Annotated in this window: 15 protein-coding genes; 2 read left to right on the forward strand and 13 right to left on the reverse strand. The window is 42.0% G+C overall.

Going from position 1 to position 17,402, the window contains the following annotated elements; all coding sequences use genetic code 11:
• Positions 1-281 precede the first annotated feature (281 nt).
• The 12 genes from AC1DPZ_RS09300 to AC1DPZ_RS09355 form a co-directional block, all read right to left on the reverse strand.
• On the reverse strand, positions 282-962 hold the full coding sequence (locus AC1DPZ_RS09300) for a YiaD family glycine zipper/OmpA-like lipoprotein (RefSeq protein WP_477402699.1): 681 nt from the start codon (positions 960-962) through the stop codon (positions 282-284).
• 219 nt (positions 963-1,181) lie between these two features.
• Entirely contained in the window at positions 1,182-2,516 is a 1,335-nt protein-coding gene (locus AC1DPZ_RS09305; protein WP_477402700.1) for a sensor histidine kinase, read from the reverse strand.
• 3 nt (positions 2,517-2,519) lie between these two features.
• Positions 2,520-3,203, reverse strand: coding sequence for a response regulator transcription factor (locus tag AC1DPZ_RS09310; protein ID WP_477402701.1), 684 nt, complete (start codon positions 3,201-3,203; stop codon positions 2,520-2,522).
• A gap of 9 nt (positions 3,204-3,212) precedes the next feature.
• Positions 3,213-4,085, reverse strand: coding sequence for a hypothetical protein (locus AC1DPZ_RS09315; RefSeq protein ID WP_477402702.1), 873 nt, complete (start codon positions 4,083-4,085; stop codon positions 3,213-3,215).
• A gap of 30 nt (positions 4,086-4,115) precedes the next feature.
• Positions 4,116-4,460: a hypothetical protein gene (locus AC1DPZ_RS09320; RefSeq protein WP_477402703.1), complete on the reverse strand. Its 345-nt coding sequence runs from the start codon at positions 4,458-4,460 to the stop codon at positions 4,116-4,118.
• A 187-nt stretch (positions 4,461-4,647) separates the two neighbouring features.
• On the reverse strand, positions 4,648-5,595 hold the full coding sequence (locus tag AC1DPZ_RS09325; protein ID WP_477402704.1) for an FAD:protein FMN transferase: 948 nt from the start codon (positions 5,593-5,595) through the stop codon (positions 4,648-4,650).
• Between the two features lie 284 nt (positions 5,596-5,879).
• A complete protein-coding gene (locus tag AC1DPZ_RS09330; protein ID WP_477402705.1) occupies positions 5,880-6,533 on the reverse strand; it encodes a metal-dependent transcriptional regulator in 654 nt (217 codons plus the stop codon).
• Positions 6,534-6,677: 144 nt separating this feature from the next.
• Entirely contained in the window at positions 6,678-7,301 is a 624-nt protein-coding gene (locus tag AC1DPZ_RS09335; protein ID WP_477402706.1) for a hypothetical protein, read from the reverse strand.
• 201 nt (positions 7,302-7,502) lie between these two features.
• Complete coding sequence (locus AC1DPZ_RS09340; RefSeq protein WP_477402707.1) at positions 7,503-8,015, reverse strand: hypothetical protein; 513 nt, start codon at positions 8,013-8,015, stop codon at positions 7,503-7,505.
• A 230-nt stretch (positions 8,016-8,245) separates the two neighbouring features.
• Positions 8,246-9,982 carry a S41 family peptidase gene (locus AC1DPZ_RS09345; protein WP_477402708.1) on the reverse strand — a complete coding sequence of 579 codons (1,737 nt, stop codon included), beginning with the start codon at positions 9,980-9,982 and terminating at the stop codon, positions 8,246-8,248.
• A gap of 67 nt (positions 9,983-10,049) precedes the next feature.
• Positions 10,050-10,265 carry a hypothetical protein gene (locus tag AC1DPZ_RS09350; protein WP_477402709.1) on the reverse strand — a complete coding sequence of 72 codons (216 nt, stop codon included), beginning with the start codon at positions 10,263-10,265 and terminating at the stop codon, positions 10,050-10,052.
• 79 nt (positions 10,266-10,344) lie between these two features.
• A complete protein-coding gene (locus AC1DPZ_RS09355) occupies positions 10,345-10,980 on the reverse strand; it encodes a pyridoxamine 5'-phosphate oxidase family protein (RefSeq protein ID WP_477402710.1) in 636 nt (211 codons plus the stop codon).
• 80 nt (positions 10,981-11,060) lie between these two features.
• Between AC1DPZ_RS09355 and AC1DPZ_RS09360 the strand changes: the two genes are divergently transcribed.
• Together AC1DPZ_RS09360 and AC1DPZ_RS09365 are read left to right on the forward strand one after the other, a co-directional pair.
• Positions 11,061-12,515, forward strand: a complete 1,455-nt coding sequence (locus AC1DPZ_RS09360; protein ID WP_477402711.1) for an aminotransferase-like domain-containing protein — start codon at positions 11,061-11,063, stop codon at positions 12,513-12,515.
• A 196-nt stretch (positions 12,516-12,711) separates the two neighbouring features.
• Positions 12,712-13,299 carry a porin family protein gene (locus AC1DPZ_RS09365; protein WP_477402712.1) on the forward strand — a complete coding sequence of 196 codons (588 nt, stop codon included), beginning with the start codon at positions 12,712-12,714 and terminating at the stop codon, positions 13,297-13,299.
• Between the two features lie 413 nt (positions 13,300-13,712).
• On the opposite strand, the gene AC1DPZ_RS09370 is transcribed toward AC1DPZ_RS09365, so the two are convergent.
• Positions 13,713-17,135 carry a ThuA domain-containing protein gene (locus AC1DPZ_RS09370; protein ID WP_477402713.1) on the reverse strand — a complete coding sequence of 1,141 codons (3,423 nt, stop codon included), beginning with the start codon at positions 17,133-17,135 and terminating at the stop codon, positions 13,713-13,715.
• Between the last annotated feature and the right edge of the window lie 267 nt (positions 17,136-17,402).

A 17,402-nucleotide genomic window follows, 5' to 3' on the forward strand; every position in this document is an offset into this window, starting at 1 on the left:
CTGTTGATCTGGCGCAAAGGGCGCAGGTAAGACCGCTAACCTGTAGTTCGGCCCGGGTAAACTGGGCTTTGGCAACGGTAGCAGAAAGGGAAAACAGGATGATGAATATTTTAAGCGTTTTCATATCCGGATATTTTTAACATATAACAAAAATAGAAGATTAACTTGTTGATTACAAATAGTTTTTTGTGCCATTGTAATATCGGTAAAAACAGAAAAACCCGGCCCTCGCGGCCAGGTTTTATAATTAACTTGATCTTTTATATTAACTTAACTGTATATTATTGACCGGCTTGTTTAGCCTGGCTTTTCATGGTTGAGTTGGCAACAATCACAATCTCCACCCTACGGTTTTTTGAGCGGCCATCAACTGTTGTGTTATCGGCAATTGGCTCAATTTCGCCTTTACCCGATGTTTGTAAACGTGATGAAGGAACGTTAGTGGCTGCAATAAATGATTTTACCGATTCAGCCCTTCGTACAGATAAGTCCATGTTATGCGAATCTGAACCGGTGTTATCGGTATGGCCAACAATTAAAATATTGGTTTCGGGGTTGTTTTGAAGCGATACAGCCAGTTTTTGTAAATTGCTCTGAGCCTCTGGTTTAAGAGCCGATTTATCGGTATCAAATAAGATCCCCGAATCAAATTTTACCAGGATCCCCTCGCCTTCGCGGATTACAGTTGCACCTGGAACTGTTTGTTTTATTTCGGCAGCCTGCCTATCCATATTACGGCCAATAAAAGCACCTGCGGTGCCACCAACAGCGCCACCTATAATTGCGCCCAATGCGGTGTTACCGGCCGCTTTACCTATAAAAGCACCTACTGTACCACCTGCACCTGCACCAATAGCAGCACCTTTTTGTGTTTTGGTTAATGAGTTACAACCTGCACCTAAAATGCCTGCTGTTGCTAATGCTAAGCTGAAAGTAGCAATCTTAATTCTTAAAGATTTCATAATAATATTTGTATATATAAATTGCTATTTGCAAAGCGGATGCCAAAAGGTAAATCCCATATAAATGGAGGTAAATACGCCAAATAGTTTTGTTTTTTTAACAATTAGGAAAGTTAATGTCAGGTTTGTAATGGACATTTAGTCTGAACCAAAAGGAATGGCCAATTTTTAGTACATAAAAGTAAAATTATTGATACAAATGAGATGTGCCTGGCTAAATTAATTAACCACTATTAATGTAGCCGGAAGAATGAGTTTAAAAGTACTGCCTATCCCTTTTTCTGATACCACATCAATTTCGATATCATGAAAGCCGGCTATTGATTTTACAATAGGCAGGCCCAGGCCAAAACTATCCTGCTGCAGAGATTGCCGGAGTTTTTTAAAACGGTTAAATATAGAAGGGAGCGCTTCTGCTGCAATACCGATACCTGTATCGGTAATGGTGATCACAAATTTATCGTTTACAGCCACAGCTGCTATCCTGATGCTGCCGCCTTCCCGGTTATATTTAATTGCGTTATTGATAAGATTATAAAATAAATTGAAAAGCAAGAATTTATTGATATTAACCATGTACCAGTTATAGGGCACAGCAATATCATAGCTGATATTTTTATCCTGCAAGCGGATAGAGATCTCGTCATACACATCCTGCAGCAGTTCATTTACAGCTACTTTATCTTCCTTTAAAAATTGTTCATTTTCTATTTGCGATATCAGGAGCAGTGTTTTGGTAATGCTTTTTAAGCGGTTCAGGATCTTTTGCATCTCTAACAGACGTACCTTAACCTCATCGCTGATATCCTCCTCTTCAAACATATTCTCAATTTTTGATTGGAGAATAGAAATAGGGGTCATTAGTTCATGCGATGCATTAGAGATAAACTCGCGCTCCCTGTGAAATTTATCGGCAATGGTCTCGATCATTTTATGGATGCTCAGATCAAGGTGCTCAAAATCAGATGTGGTGGTGCGTACCTTCCGGTACGACTGAAAATTGGGAAATTTTTGGCCTATCAGTTTTGTTTTTATAATGGTTCGGAGTGGTTTAAGCACGTAGGTGGAGTAAACCTGGTCGGCCAGGATGGTAAGCAGGATCATCCCCAGCAATACCTGGAATGCTATACTTTGTAGCGGGGTACTGGTTTCGTCAAGTGTATCTACACTTTTGCCTATCTCCAGCAGGTAATTTTTATTTTTTACTTTAAAAGTATGGCTCAGTATCCGGTATTCAAGGGTATCGCCCTCACTGAAGAGTCGCTTACCCCTTTGAATGGTATCTAAATAGTAATCGGGTTCAACTTCATCAAGGCTTATGTATTCGTCTTTGAGGGGGAGGTAGCTCCCGTAGCCTTCGCCGTTTACAATATAGGTTTCAATGCCCCGGCTTTTTACTATTTGCAGTAATTTGTTTTTTTGCTTTAGCAGCTTGCTATCTACATAATTACTGCTGATATTTTTAATCAATACCGGCACAAGCAATACAAACAGTATCACTATCACCAGTTTTGATATGGCGTTAAAAAGCGTAAGTTTTGTTCTGAGTTTCAATACTTAAGCGTTGATTTTTATTTTGTAGCCCAACCCTCTTACTGTTTCAAGCCAATCGGGCGATGCAAAGGCGTTTAATTTTTTCCTTATATTTTTAATATGCGCATCAATATAGTTAGAGTCGTAATCATTATTAACCACACTGCCCCAAATATGTTCGCTTAGCTGCATGCGGGTGAGGGTGCGGTTTTTATGTAGAATTAAATAGGCAATAAGATCAAATTCTTTTTTGGTGATGGTGTTTACCACGCTGCTACCGTGTGATATGGTACGGTTTGTAAGATCGATGAGGAAGCCATCGAGTTCAATTATATTGTTTTTAACCCCAAATTTGCGGCGGATAATAGCCTGCATCCGGCTTTGAAGCTCCAGTAATGAAAATGGTTTGGGCAGGTAATCATCAGCACCAAGATCGAGGCCCTTAATGCGGTCATTAATTTCGGCACGTGCAGTGAGTATTATACAGGCGGCATCCGAATCGAGCTTTTTAGCTTCTTTCAGCAGATCAAGTCCGTCATAGTCTGGCAATCCGAGGTCTATTAAAATAAAATCGTACAAATTGGTAGCTATCTTTTCTGATGCCGAAGTTCCGTCGAAACAAACCTCGCAGATGTAGTTATAATTAGTCAGAAAAATTTCAAGTTCCTGTGCAAGGGCCTTTTCGTCTTCAATTATTAAAACATTCATACGGTTGGTTTAATAAAAAAGGTAGTAAAAGGTGAAGTTAAAGAACGATTCTCTGCGGTTTTCAAGCGCACCTTCTACGTTAACGGGCATAGAATATCGCCAGGATGCTTCAAATGTATAATGCGGCCTGTTATAGGCAACAGGTAGTTTAAAGCTATAGTTAAGCATTTTAAACCGCCTGTTATAACGGGCAGAATTTGGGTCGTTATGCACGTAAATATTGTCTATCTCATTCTGAAAGCGATGGTCAAGAGAGTAGCGTTGCACAAAATTTTGTGTGCCCGCTATAAAATTAAAGGATGGATTAAATGAAAGATAGTCCTTGTCGTCAAAAATGCCCCAGCTGGTTTCAAAATATTTGGAGTTGGTTACAGTAACAAAGAAATCATTCGATTTACCAAAAAGGTAATCTGTGATCACGCTGGTTTTCAGAAATTTCCAGTCGTAGGAGTTTTTAAGGTTGATATCGTTAGAGGACGCCGATTTTATCACATTGGCATTTTTATTAAAAATAAACCGGGTATAGCTTACCGCCCCCGAGAACTGTTTGGAGAACTTATAGAAATATCCACCGCCAACATCAACCTCGTCTATAGGTTTATATCCCAAAACTTTAAGCACCGAGCCATATACAAAAAGCCCGGGTTTACTATTATATATGATATCGCCGGTAACAAACGGATATTTAACAGGACTTGTACGCCCGAAAAAAAGCGCATCGCTGCCATAGTTTACCCCTACAGAAACAGATTGCTTTCTGATAATAGTATCAGTATCAGCAACAACATGGGGGCAGCTACCTGTAATAACAGTTGCTTTAATACCGGTAGCATATAAGGCATTACAACCGGTAATTAAAAAAAGTAAGCAAAAGTACTTCATCAAAAATTGGTAAATTGTTTGTTAACCTGTTTAATTGCCATTTCTTCGTGGTATTTCGGGCGGGCGCTCCAACCCTTCGGGCCGGCGCTGTCTTTTGGGTTTGGGTTTAGCCGGCACCGTTGTGCCATTTTCGTCAACCTTTTCCGGCTTTGCCTGCCTTTTTGCCTTGGCTACCTCTTTAATTTTATTTTTTTCATCCTGTTCCTGCTGTTTTTTACTTTTGGGTAATAACGTGTCTGCTGGCAAGCTATTACGCGATACCGTGATCATGTTAATATTATAAACAGAATTTAACGGGTTGTTGGTATTACCGGCAGATGATAAACATGGTGCAAATATCAATAACAGTACAATATACGCAAACCACTTTATCATTGGGAGGAAGAAAAACTTAAAATTGTATTCAAATATCGGTCAATATAAACAGTAAAACCCAAAGGGGAAGGGTACTGTTGATAACAATTGCTTTACAAAATTATTTAAAGGTCAATTGTTGCCTTAATAATTTTGTAAATGCACACCTTGCCGGAATAATTATGATAGATTGTAATTTAAATTCGTATCAAATGTTTACACCTTTTGATGTGTAAACGCGGTTTTGGTCATCAATAATGATACAGGCTATTTGATTCAGCTGGTTTATTAAATACATGCCCGCATTAACGCCGATATTAATTACCGGTGATGCCATAGCGTCAGAAAGTTCTGCGGTTGGGCTAATGATGCTAACACTTTTAATTTCGCTTACCGGGAATCCTTTGCCGGTGTTCGCAACACTTTGGAACTTTTTCTTGCTTACGCTGCCATATTTTTCGGCACTTATCGATGTCGCGAAGGCCATATTGCTAATGTCGAGATGGGCAAAAGGTTGTTTCCTTTGCTCAGGGTCGGCAGTTGCAACAGTCCATGGTTTAGAATTTGGCTGTGTTCCCCAGGTTAACAAATCGCCGCCTGAATTAATAACACCGCTGTTTACACCGTTCATTTGTAAAATATATTTTGCCCTGTCGGCAGCGTAACCCTTGCTATTGGCTCCAAAGCCAATGCGCATGCCTTTTTCCTTTAAAAAGATGGTTTGTTTAGCTGCATCAAGTATAACGCTTTGGTAGTTGGTTTGCATTACCGAATAGGGGGCAGTTTTAACAGGTGCATTTTCAACAAGTGCGTTTTCGTTACCTGCTATGCGGTTGCCTGTAAAATAGGTAATATCAAAAGCGCCATGGGTAAGATCGGATATTTGCAAAGCCCTGTTGATTAGCCTGAATATCTCGCCATTAGCTTTTACCGGCCCAATCCCTGCATTACGGTTAATTTGTTTAATATTACTATCGTCACCAAAAGCCGAGAGTAGTTTTTCGACCCGGTTAATTTCACCAATGGCAATATCTATTTGTTTGTTGGCCAGTAAGTGATCGGTTCCAACTACACTAATCTCAAACTTATCACCCATTGCGTAAACATCACGCCTGTAGATGGTTAAATTGTTACTTAAAGTTTTTACAGCCAGCATAAATAAATTCTTTATGTCAAAAATCAAACACCCTCTAAATCCTTGTTACAGAGATGGCGGAGTTTTTAGTAAAAACACCATATCGCCACGCTATTAAAAACTAAAGTAGCGGCCTTGCATGAAAATAAGATGAAAACGGGGTTGCAAATAATGCAAATTGGTGGTTTTCACATTATTTAACATTACAAAGGCAAAARGGATAAAGGATTAAAGACCGGGGACAAAAGAAACAGGAGGCAAATAGAAAAATCCTGGTAATTTAAATTTTAGAATTGGCACCGGTGTTAATCTATTAAAATATTCTCGCCAAACTTTTGGGATACCGTTGTGTGTTCGCCGCTATTGATGCTAATTACAAGCGAGTTATCAAAGGGGATCTTTTCTATCAGTTGTATGTGGGTACCTATACCTATATCCAGTTTCAGGAGGTATTGTAAAAATGCATTGCTGGTATCGCGAACGGCTGCTACACGGCATGCTGTACCGGCTTTAAGATCGGTTAGTGTAATTGAAAATGATTTGGGTACTTTGCCATTGGCTTTCGGTATAGGGTCGCCGTGAGGGTCGTAATCGGGGAAGCCCAGGAATTTATCCAGCCTATCGGCAAGTGTGGCATTGCTTACGTGCTCCAGCTCCTCGGCAATATCATGTATCTCATCCCAGTGGTAACCCAATTTCTCTAACAGGAAAACTTCCCACAAACGGTGCCTGCGAACTATTAACACGGCATCTTTTAATCCCTGCGAGGTAAGCTTTACGCCCTGCTTTTTATCATATGCTATAAGTTGCTTTTCGGTAAGCTTGCGGATCATGTCAACTACCGATGCAGGGTTGTTACCCAGAGTTTCGGCAATTGCGGTTGGGGTTATTTTAACATCCTTTTGCTGCGCGATCCTGTAAATAGCCTTTAAATAATTCTCTTCGGATAGTGTATACATTTACGGTTGACCTTATAATACAAACATAAATAAAAACCAGCCTGTTTGTAATAGCCATGCACGGCTAATTACTAAAAACCGGTTTAAACAAAACAGGCCCCCTTTTATTTTAAGGGAGGCCTGTTTTATTTTTTAATTTACTGATTAATGATGACCGTGGCCGCCACCATGGCCGCCATGATTACCACCACCACGATTTCCGTGATCGCCATGGCCACCGCCACGATTCCCGTGATCGCGACCACCATGACCGCCACCATTTCCGTGAAATTGCGGACCGCGACCGCCATGGTTGCCATTATCAAAATGACCATTGCCACCACCGCGATTATAAACTACCCTACGGTTATGGTTGCCTCTCCAATAATTGGCATACCTTGCATCGCGGCTGTTACGGATAATAACCTGGTCATGACGGCCCCTGTAGCTGGCATACTCTGTCCTGTAAACGTTATGCCTTAACCATGGGTTTCTATCGTTTATTACAACTTTGTAGCCGTGATACAGGTCGTAGTTACGGTAACGTACCGGCAGGTAAGTACGGTGTACCCATACATTGTTATTAAAATACACATACTGATGAGTGGGCACATCGTAATAGGTATCTATATCGGGTATGTAATAATAGCTTGCGTGTTCGTACCCAACCGGGCCCCAGGCTGGCTGACTGCCAATGTTAACCCCTAAACTAACGCTTACCTGGGCATTGACTGTTTTAATTGCGAAGCAGCTTAGCAGTATTGCTGCCGAAAAAATGATCTTTTTCATTTGATAGTTTTAATTAAATATTGTGTAATCATTGGTGAGCTTAAAAGCCCGGCGGATTACATTGTTTGTGATGTATGACAATGTTTGATCCAAATAGTTTAAAAATTAAATCTTCACCGGCGGCCAAACAAGGGGCGAATATAAAAAAACAGGCTCCTTGTTACAAGAAGCCTGTTGTATACAAAAACTAACAATCAAACATTAATCTTTATGGCCATGGCCTTTATCGGCCTTGCGGTCATCTTTACGTTCTTTGCGATCATTTTTGCGTTCTTTGCGTTCATCTACGCGGTTACCTTTGCCATTACCGTTCCAATGCTTACTGTATTTTGCTTCTTTGCTGTCGCGTATAACAACCTGATCGCGGCGACCTTTATACTTTGCATACCTGGTACGGTATACAGTATTACGAACCCATGGGGTACGTTCATTTACCACAACTTTATAACCGTGATAAATATCATAATTGCTGTAACGTGGTGGTAACGCGATTGAATGCACCCATACATTGTTATTGAAATAAACATACTGATGTGCATTTACATCGTAGTATGAATCAATATCGGGCATGTAGTAATAATCTGCATGGTCATAGCCCACAGGTCCCCACTCGGGCTGATTGCCAATATTGATGCTCAAACTTATTTGCGCGGCGGCAGGCTTTATTGATAAACAACCTAAAAAAATAGCGGCTGTTAAAATGATCTTTTTCATAGTGTTATAGTTTGTTTGCAGATATGACAATAACAAATAGAAAAAGTTTAGCCTGATGTATATAATAACTGGTAACCAGTTGGTTATAGTTTGTTAAGAGTTGGGCAGTGTCGTGTCAACCGTGAATTGACGTTAGCCCTTAATCAAAAATCTTAGGTTCGAAGTCAAAAAAAGATCAAATCCGGCTTATAACTTACGACGTAGTACTATTGACTTAACAGTGGATTAAATTATTCGTCGTCGCTATCCTTTTCTGCCACTTTTTTGGCGGTCATGGCAAGCATTGGTTTACCGATAACTTTGTAATTTCCTTCGCCTTTCAGTATAGATGCCAGCTGGGTTTTATCCTGCATGGTTTTTACAGCCTGGGCAAGTTCTTTATCATATTTAAAGTTGGCTTCGTAACGGCCTTTTTCATAGTAATACCTTGATGCTATCTCATTTTCAAGCACCTGTTTTATTTCATCTTTATGCTGTTGCAGGTCGTTCTTTTTGCTGGCGATAAGTTTAGTTTTCAAAACATCATATTCATTTTGAATGTCATTAAACTGCTTTTCCCTGGCGGCTTCGGTTTTAAGATTGTTTAATAATTTTTCTGATGAGGTTATATAGTTATAATTCTTATCAGCAAGGTATTTTACAAAATCATTATAATCATTATCTGATAGGCCGAACGATTTGATATCAGCAATTTTAGCGTGTTTGTCGCGGTACAAGGTGGCATAATCAAATATCAAAAGTTTGCCTACTAAAGCCTGGGTTATATTGGCAAATTTTTCCTGTTTAATAAAAATATCCGGGTAAATACCGCTGCCATCATAAACCGAGCGGCCATTTTTGGTTTTAAACTCATGGATCAGGGAATCGGCCACTTTAACTACGCTGCCATCATCCTTACGGTGGGTGTAATCCAGTGCCTGGATGCAGCGGCCCGATGGTACATAATATTTAGCGATGGTTATTTTCACCAAACTATTATAGGGCAGGTTAAATGTTTGCTGAACCAGGCCTTTGCCATAGCTGCGCTGGCCTATAATAATGGCCCGGTCAAGATCCTGTAACGAGCCTGCAACAATTTCTGATGCCGATGCCGAGTGACTGTTAACCAATACTACCAATGGCAAATTAGGTTCAAGTGGGGTGCTAACAGTGCTGTAGGTGAAGTTTTTATCTTTTATTTTCCCTTTTTGCGAAACTATCTCAACATCCTTTTGCACAAAAAGGTTAACTATCTTTACCGCTTCCTGCAGTATGCCCCCGCCATTGGAGCGAAGATCTAATATGATACCAGTGGGATTGCTTTTTTTTAGGGACACCAGGGCGTTTGTAACTTCGCCGGCAGAGTTTTCCAGGAATTTATCGAGTTTGATATAACCCATATTGCCCGCAACCATGCCGTAGTAAGAAACATTTGGTTGTTTTATCTCATCGCGCACCAGGTTTTTTTCAAACGGCTGGGCTACATTGTCGCGTTTGATCAGCAATTTTATAGCAGCACCCTTTGAGCCCTTAAGCAACAGGCTTACCTGGTCATTATTTTTACTGCTAAGGTCAATATCATTTATTTTTACTACCTGGTCGCCGGGCCGCACGTCTCCCTTTTGGGCTGGGAAGCCTTCAAATACATCAGATACATACACTTTGCCATTGCGGGCAAAGATACTGGCGCCTATGCCACCATATTGGGTGCTTACGTAATGGAGCTTATAATCTTCAATTTCCGATTCGGGTACAAATTCGGTATAGGGGTCAAGGCCATCCAACATGGCATCAACACCGGTTTTAACCAGCTTGGCCGAGTTGATATCATCAACATAATTAATGTTCACCTCTTTATATACCGATGCAAAAACATCAAGATTTTTTGAAATCTGGAACAGGTCGTCATCAAAAGCCGCAACACCTACTGCCAGTGTTATAATACCGGCAAATAAGCCTATCTTTTTGTATTTTCTTAAGATCACCATACCCTGTACAACATTAAAACATATAAAAATACGAAAAGCTTATCGATTTTTACAAATCCGGCCTTATTTACAGCCTGTTATTATCAATATTTACCAATGCCTTTTTTAAGGTGAATACTACGTATTCCCTGTTACGGTTTACAAGGTCCATTAGCTTGGTTATCAGGGCTTCTTCCTGTCCTTCGGTATATTTTAATTGCTCGTCGGTAAGGCTGTTATATTTACGTTGAACTTTAATTTTTACACGTTCCCAATCTTTATTGGTAATACTGATCTCGGCCATCGTTAAATTATTTTAAGCAAAAATATAAAAAATACATGGCAGCAGAATCTAAAAATCAGGTTATGCCTTATTTTTAAAACTAAATATGCATAAGATGAGCTGGTAATGGCATTTCTTCGCTTAATTTGTCGGGTAAGGGGGGCAGTCGTTTGGTTTGCAGGGGAATAAGGCCCGACCAAATAGGCAGCTCCAGGTCATCATCGTCATCAACAGGCATCCCGGTACGTACCTTGGCCGATGCTTCATCAATTTTAAAGGCCAGCACGGTTGTTTTAAGCACTTCCCGGTCGGTTATCGGGCGCAGGTAATCCCAGCTGCCGGGCACAATTTTGTCTGTGAGCCATTTAAAAGCTTCTATTTTATCGGCGGGGTTTTCAATCTTTTCGGCCTGTGCAAATATCACTACCGACCGATAGTTCACAGAGTGGTGAAAAGCTGATTTTGCTACCACAAGCGCATCCATCAGTGTTACAGTTATACAAACCGGGATGCCTTTTTCAAGTTCCCGCATCAGGTGGCTGCCTACAGAACCATGTACATAAATACGATCTGTGTACCTTACAAAGGCGGTAGGGATAGAATAGGGTTTATTTTCTGATGAATAGCTGATGGTACAATACAGTGCTTCATCAAGAATGCTGTTGATGGTTTCGGGCTCATAATTTGCCCTTTTAGCTGCCCTGCTGGGAATAAGGTGTGCTGCCGGAGTTGTCATAATGTTGTTTTTTTATAAAATTATGCGTTTATTGGATCACCATTGTCGCCCAATTAAAATAAAACAGGTAGTCCAATTTTATGCAGGTATTTTCATCAGGCTTAATTATAGATAAGGAAGCGGTATTACCCGTTTACATGCAATTGGTCAACCAATTAATGGGGTTAATAAGGGCTGGTACTTTAAGTGCGGGGCATAAGCTGCCCAGCACCCGGCAACTGGCCCTTGTATTAAATGTTCACCGTAAAACGGTTATTAGGGCATATGACGAATTGCTGGCGCAGGGCTGGCTGGAAAGCCGGACAGGCAGCGGCACATTTGTAGCGGCGCATTTGCCAGTATCAAAGCCGCAGTCGTTATTAAATAATACCCCTGATGTGGCCAAGGTAGCCGGGTTCGGGATTAAACCGGCGCCTCATCTTCAACGGAAAATGGCGGATCTGAATATCGGCCTGCACCTTGATGACGGTTTTCCGGATGTGCGGATAGCGCCTGTGCTTGATATCTCCCGGGCTTACCGCACCCAGCTTTTAACCGGGAACCCTTATAGCCGCCTGGGCTATGCAGATCCTAAAGGTTCGGCATGGCTGCGCCATGAGCTGGCGGCTTATTTAAATATTACCCGGGGATTAAAGGCTATGCCTGCCAATATTCTTATTGTACGCGGAACCGTAATGGGCCTGCATTTAGCCTGTGCAGGTTTGCTGGAACCTGGTGATACCGTTGTAGCAGCGAAGCCTGGCTGGGCCGGGGCCGAAACTAACTTTTTGCAGGCAGGGGCAAACCTGTTAAAAATTCCGGTTGACGAATACGGGATGGATATTAACAGGCTTGAAACGCTTTGCCTTAAGCAGCCGGTACGGCTGGTGTATGTTACATCGCATCATCATTATCCTACCACAGTAGCGTTAAGGGCCGACCGCCGTGTACATTTACTTGCATTGGCTCAAAAATATGGCTTCATTGTTTTTGAGGATGATTACGATTATGATTTTCATTATCAAAACAAGCCCCTGATGCCGCTTGCCAGTGCCGATTATGCTGGTATGGTTTTGTATTGCGGATCGTTTTCAAAAACGATATCGCCGGCCATAAGGGTTGGGTATTTGGTTGGCCCCGAGAATGTTATTGAACAACTGGCGCAACTGCGCAGAACCATTGACCGGCAGGGCGACACGCTGCTTGAAAATGCAATGGCCGAGCTATTGCAAAATGGCATTATTCAACGCCATCTGCGTAAATCATTGCGGATGTACCAACAGAGGCGGGATGTTTTTTGTGGCCTGATGAACGATTACCTCAAAAACTATGTGCAGTTTAAAGTACCGGATGGCGGCCTGGCTGTATGGACACATTTTGATGAGCAGATAGATTTGCCCCGTTTGGCTCAAAGCGCTTTAAAAAAAGGCCTCTACTTCCAGGGAGACAATAGCCCGGCCGCACCTAATTTTACCCGGTTGGGCTTTGCATCCTCAACACCGGCCGAGCTGGAATGTTGTGTAGAAATACTTACAAAACTATTGGCGGCACGCTAATGCTGTGAAAAAAATATTTCGATGCAGTTATAAAAAATACGCTTAAGGCAACGTTTAAGAATTTGGCGTGTCAATTGATAGGCGATTACAGGCTATCTATACAGCCGGTTTTATAACTAACTATCTATGTTAACAATGGGGTTTTATGCAAATAACACAAAAAAGCATAGCTTCGCCCCGCTAAAAATTAAATTCTATGAAAAAGTATCTATTAAGTGCAGCATTGCTGATAGCGGTAAGCATCAGTGCGCAAGCACAGTTTTCTTTAGGTGTTAAAGGTGGTGTCAATTTTTCAAAAATTAACACTTCTGCAGTTGGTGAATCATCGGTAACCGGTTACCAGGCGGGGTTGTTTGGCCGGATTGGCAGCGGTCTTTATTTACAGCCCGAACTTTATTTAGCCAGCAAAGGAGGGAAGTTTGATTTTCAAACCAATAATGCTACTGTTACAACCCAAGGTAAAGTAAGGTTTACAACCTTAAACGTTCCATTGCTTTTAGGAAAATCATTTGGAGCTAAAGATTTGAATTTTAGAATAATGGCCGGGCCGGTTTATAGTTACGCGCTTGATAAAAATCAAAGTTTTAGCGATAACGTAAATGGTGCTTACAATGATTTTGGAAGTTATAACAAAAGTACTTTAGGTTTCCAGGCCGGCGCGGGTGTTGATATCGGCGCTATAACTGCCGATCTACGTTACGAAGGCGGTTTATCTAAAGTAAATTCAAACTACGGCCAGCGCCAAAATCTTTGGGCTTTAAGTGTGGGCTTTAAAATATTTTAAAGCTGATTGAAAAGTTGGTTGTGGAGACACAATCAACTTTTATAAATGTGAACGATCCCGCCGGATTTAGTTGGATATTTTTCGCATTTTTTGTAAATCTGTATAATAAGAACCAAGGCAATTATCAAACCCGATAAATGCCTTGGTTTTTTTAAGTTAAAAAGGTCGGGCAAAGTAATCAATCTGTGTTTAACTTAATGATTTATAGGTTAATGGTGTTTTTTTCGGCGTTCGAAGAGATATTGAAAAGTACCTGGAAGGTGTCTGTAAGGTATGCCAAAGGGTATATGAACGGTGTACCAAAAGTGTGTGATTGGTACAGGGTTTGAGAAACAAAAACTATCCTGAAAAATGGACGGATTTCTTGTTTTTAAAAAGCCCTCCCCAAAAGGAGAGGGCTGAGTGAGATTCTTTTACTTAGCACTAAATATCAATCCGGTAACTCCACCAACCATGGCCCCCGGTTTTATTGGTTTGAAAATAAAATACAACTGATGCATTTTACCATCGGTTACCGGGTTAATGGTTATATGGGCAATACCCGCTTTTTGGGTTTTGGTTGGGGTTGGCATGCTACCTTTACCTACCAGCTTGCCATTTGGGGCATCAATCCTTAGTTCAGCATTGAAACCCATTGGTGGCGGTGTTTGCCAGAAGGCGGTCATGTTAACCGATTTTACTCCCGTCAGATCGATGTTCTCTACCTCAAACCAACCTTCATTTGGCGGGAAGATTAGCAGGCTCATACCGTTGTACTTAAACGAGGTAAATCCGTTAACTTTTTCGGTACCGTTAAACAGATAGTTGCTGCTGTTTAATGTAGCTATGCCGATACCGGTTAATGCTTTAATGGCTTCGGTGCCATCATCGGTATATTTAGCTGTGAGTACCAGCGTGGCAGCAGGCTGTTTACCAGGATCGGGCGAAATGGTGCCTGATGGCGGCAGGGATTTCTTTTGGTTATCCTTACCCAACCCAAGCACCCAGCTAATGATCTGGTCCAGGTCGCCCTTTTTAATACTTGGATGCGCCGACATTGCCGTTTCGCCCCAAACTCCTGCGCCTCCTTTTATTACCTTTTGACTAAGTTTAGCCATGGCATCAGGATCTTTTTGGTATTTGGTGCTCACATCTATAAACGAAGGGCCAATTGATTTACCAACCTCTTTATGGCAGCTTTTGCAATCCATGGTAAGCATTAATGCTTTGCCGCTGTTTTCGGGCGATGCCTGTTCAAGCTTTGATGCCTCTACCGGTTTTTTATAGCCATCGATATAATCAACATTAACAATTATACGTTTTGGATCAATTTTTTTAGTGTCGGCGCCATCGGTTACAGTAACCGCATAGCTTAAAGGCGAGCCGGGCAGATAAAAAGATTTGTTGCCCCCAGTTAATTTTACAGTTACCTGCGGCTGCTCGTTACCTGCATAAACGCTCACAGGCGAGCTCTTGCTGCTTGCGCCTTCGCTATCCTTTGCGTCCACGGTAATTTTATAATCGCCGGGTTTGGTGTAGGCATAATCAAGTTCCGGTACTTCTGTTTCTTTTGTAGTTCCATCGCCCAAAGTCCAGGTGTAGGTAACTTTATCTCCTTCGGGATCTTTAGCCTTCGTGCTGAGCTTAACAGCAAACGGTAAAAGCCCCGATGTTTTATTCGCTTTTAAATAGGATATAGCCGGGGGCCTGTTGCCTTTGATATAGTCAATCCTTATTAAACCGGCATCCGGATTATGGGTGAACCAACCACTTCCATACTCTAAACCATATAGGCGGCCATCTGGTCCAATTTCCATATCAATCATGGAGTTTACCTTCAAACCGGGGAAGAATGGTTCCATCTTATCAAAGTCCCCCTCGGGTGTCATGGTAACTGCTTTAATCCAGCCGCGCATCCAGTCATATGCTAAAAACTTACCATTGTAATAATCGGGCAAGCGTGTTTCGGCAGGGAACATATCGGCATAATAAACCGGGCCGGCCATTGCATTACGACCACCAGAACCAACCTGCGGAAATTCGGCAGATGCCCCGTATGGATACCATATAAATGCCGGTTGCGCAGGTGGTAAATTTGTTAAGCCGGTGTTATTGCGCGAATTATTTACCGGGTGTTTGGGGTCAAACGTCTGACCAATAGTTCCTGTACCATAGTCATAAAGACGGTAAGGTTTGTTATCGCCAACAAAATATGGCCAGCCAAAGTTGCCGGCTTTGCGTGCCTGGTTTACTTCATCATAACCCATTGGCCCGCGGGTGTCAAGGCTATCATTGTGGGCATCCGGGCCAACCTCGCCCCAATATAAGTTGCCGTTTTTTTGATCGACTGAAATACGGTAAGGGTTTCTATCACCCATTACATAAATCTCGGGACGGGTTTTGGGCGTACCTTTGGGGAACAGGTTTCCTTCGGGAATATCATAAGTGCCATCATCCTTTAATTTTATACGCAGGATTTTGCCCCGCAGATCGTTTGTATTACCTGCCGACCGGCGGGCATCAAACTGCAGGTGGCCTGGTCTGTCATCCAGGGGAGCATAACCGCTGGTTACATATTTTTGTCCTTTTTCATCAAAAGGAGTAGAGTTATCGCCGGCCGAGAAGAACAGGATCTTATCCGGGCCGGGTCCGAAAGCGATGGAGCCGCCTGTATGGCAGCAAATTTCGCGCTGTGCTTTTACTTCGAGAATTACCTTTTCAGTCTTTTTATCCAGCGTATCGTTTTTAAATGTAAACCTCGACAGGCGGTTAACAGAACTATCCGCAGGGCTATAATAAATATAAATCCAGTTGTTGTTGGCAAAATCAGGGTCTTTAGTCAGGCCAAGCATACCTTCTTCGGCGTTTACACCGGGTGTATGCAGGGTTTTGTAGTACACATCAAAAAAGCCCACCTGTTTAACTTTTTGAGTTTCGTGATTGTACCGCATGATTTCGCCGCGGCGTTGTATCACCAGGATATCTAAATTGGGCAAAACGGTCATCYCTGTGGGCTCAAAGAACTGGCCTGTTGAAAGCTGGGTTTTGGCAAACCTGTCTTCATCTGGCGGCAACTGCGATTTGGCGTTTGAATAGTTCAACTCTTTGTTTTCGCCGACGGCGTATTTAATGCCGGCAAGCAGCATTTTTAAGTAGTTGTCGTCTTTGTAAGTTTCTTCGGTATGCCCCATTGCTGTATAAAAGGCGCGGCCTCCATCAAAATCATGGTACCAGGTGGCCGGGTGTAAGCCCATCCGTTTGCCTCCCTTGTAGGTGCTTTCATCAAGTGTGATTAACACATGAACATCGGGGGCAAGCGCCTTTTTAAAGCTGTAAAACTCATCGGTACGTTTCCATACTTTAGGCAGGTGTTTGGTAGCATCATTGGTGGCATCAACTACATTATAGGTGCCCGGCTGTACATTCGGATTTTTATCATGAATGCCCGGGTGGTCATAAAACCAATCGCCCATGAGGCGGCCATACCATCCCCAGTCGTATTCGGTATCGGCTGCCGCATGTATACCTACATAGCCGCCGCCAGCTTGTATATAGCGTTCAAAGGCGGCTTCCTGGCGGTAATCCAGCACATCGCCGGTGGTACTTAAAAAAATCACAGTCGCATATTTTTTAAGAGTATCCTCATTAAACATTGCTGCGTTTTTGGTAGTATCCACATCAAAGCCGTTTTCTTTACCCAGTTTTTGGATGGCTGCTATACCTGCATCTATTGATGCATGGTGGAAGCCCATGGTTTTTGAAAATACCAGTACACGGGGTTTGCCGGGCCTGGTTTTATTACATGAAAAGTAAATGCAGCTAAGTGCTACAAAGACAAAAAGGGCGATTTTTTTCATATTGGCTTAATATGGGTTTGCGTTAATTGGAGTTTAGATGTCGGTTTACAGGAGCTATTGTACCAATTTATTACAATCGATTGGCTCCCGCCAAATTTATAATTAAATATTGATGTGTCAATACCAATGTGTAATAATGACACAGTAATATTTTTGATAGGAAGAGTGGTGAGTGGTGAGTGGTGAGTGGTGAGTGGTGAGTGGTGAGTGGTGAGTGGTGAGTGGTGAGTGGTGAGTGGTGAGTGGTGAGTGGTGAGTGGTGAGTGG

This window comes from Mucilaginibacter sp. P4_G9, assembly GCF_056400985.1.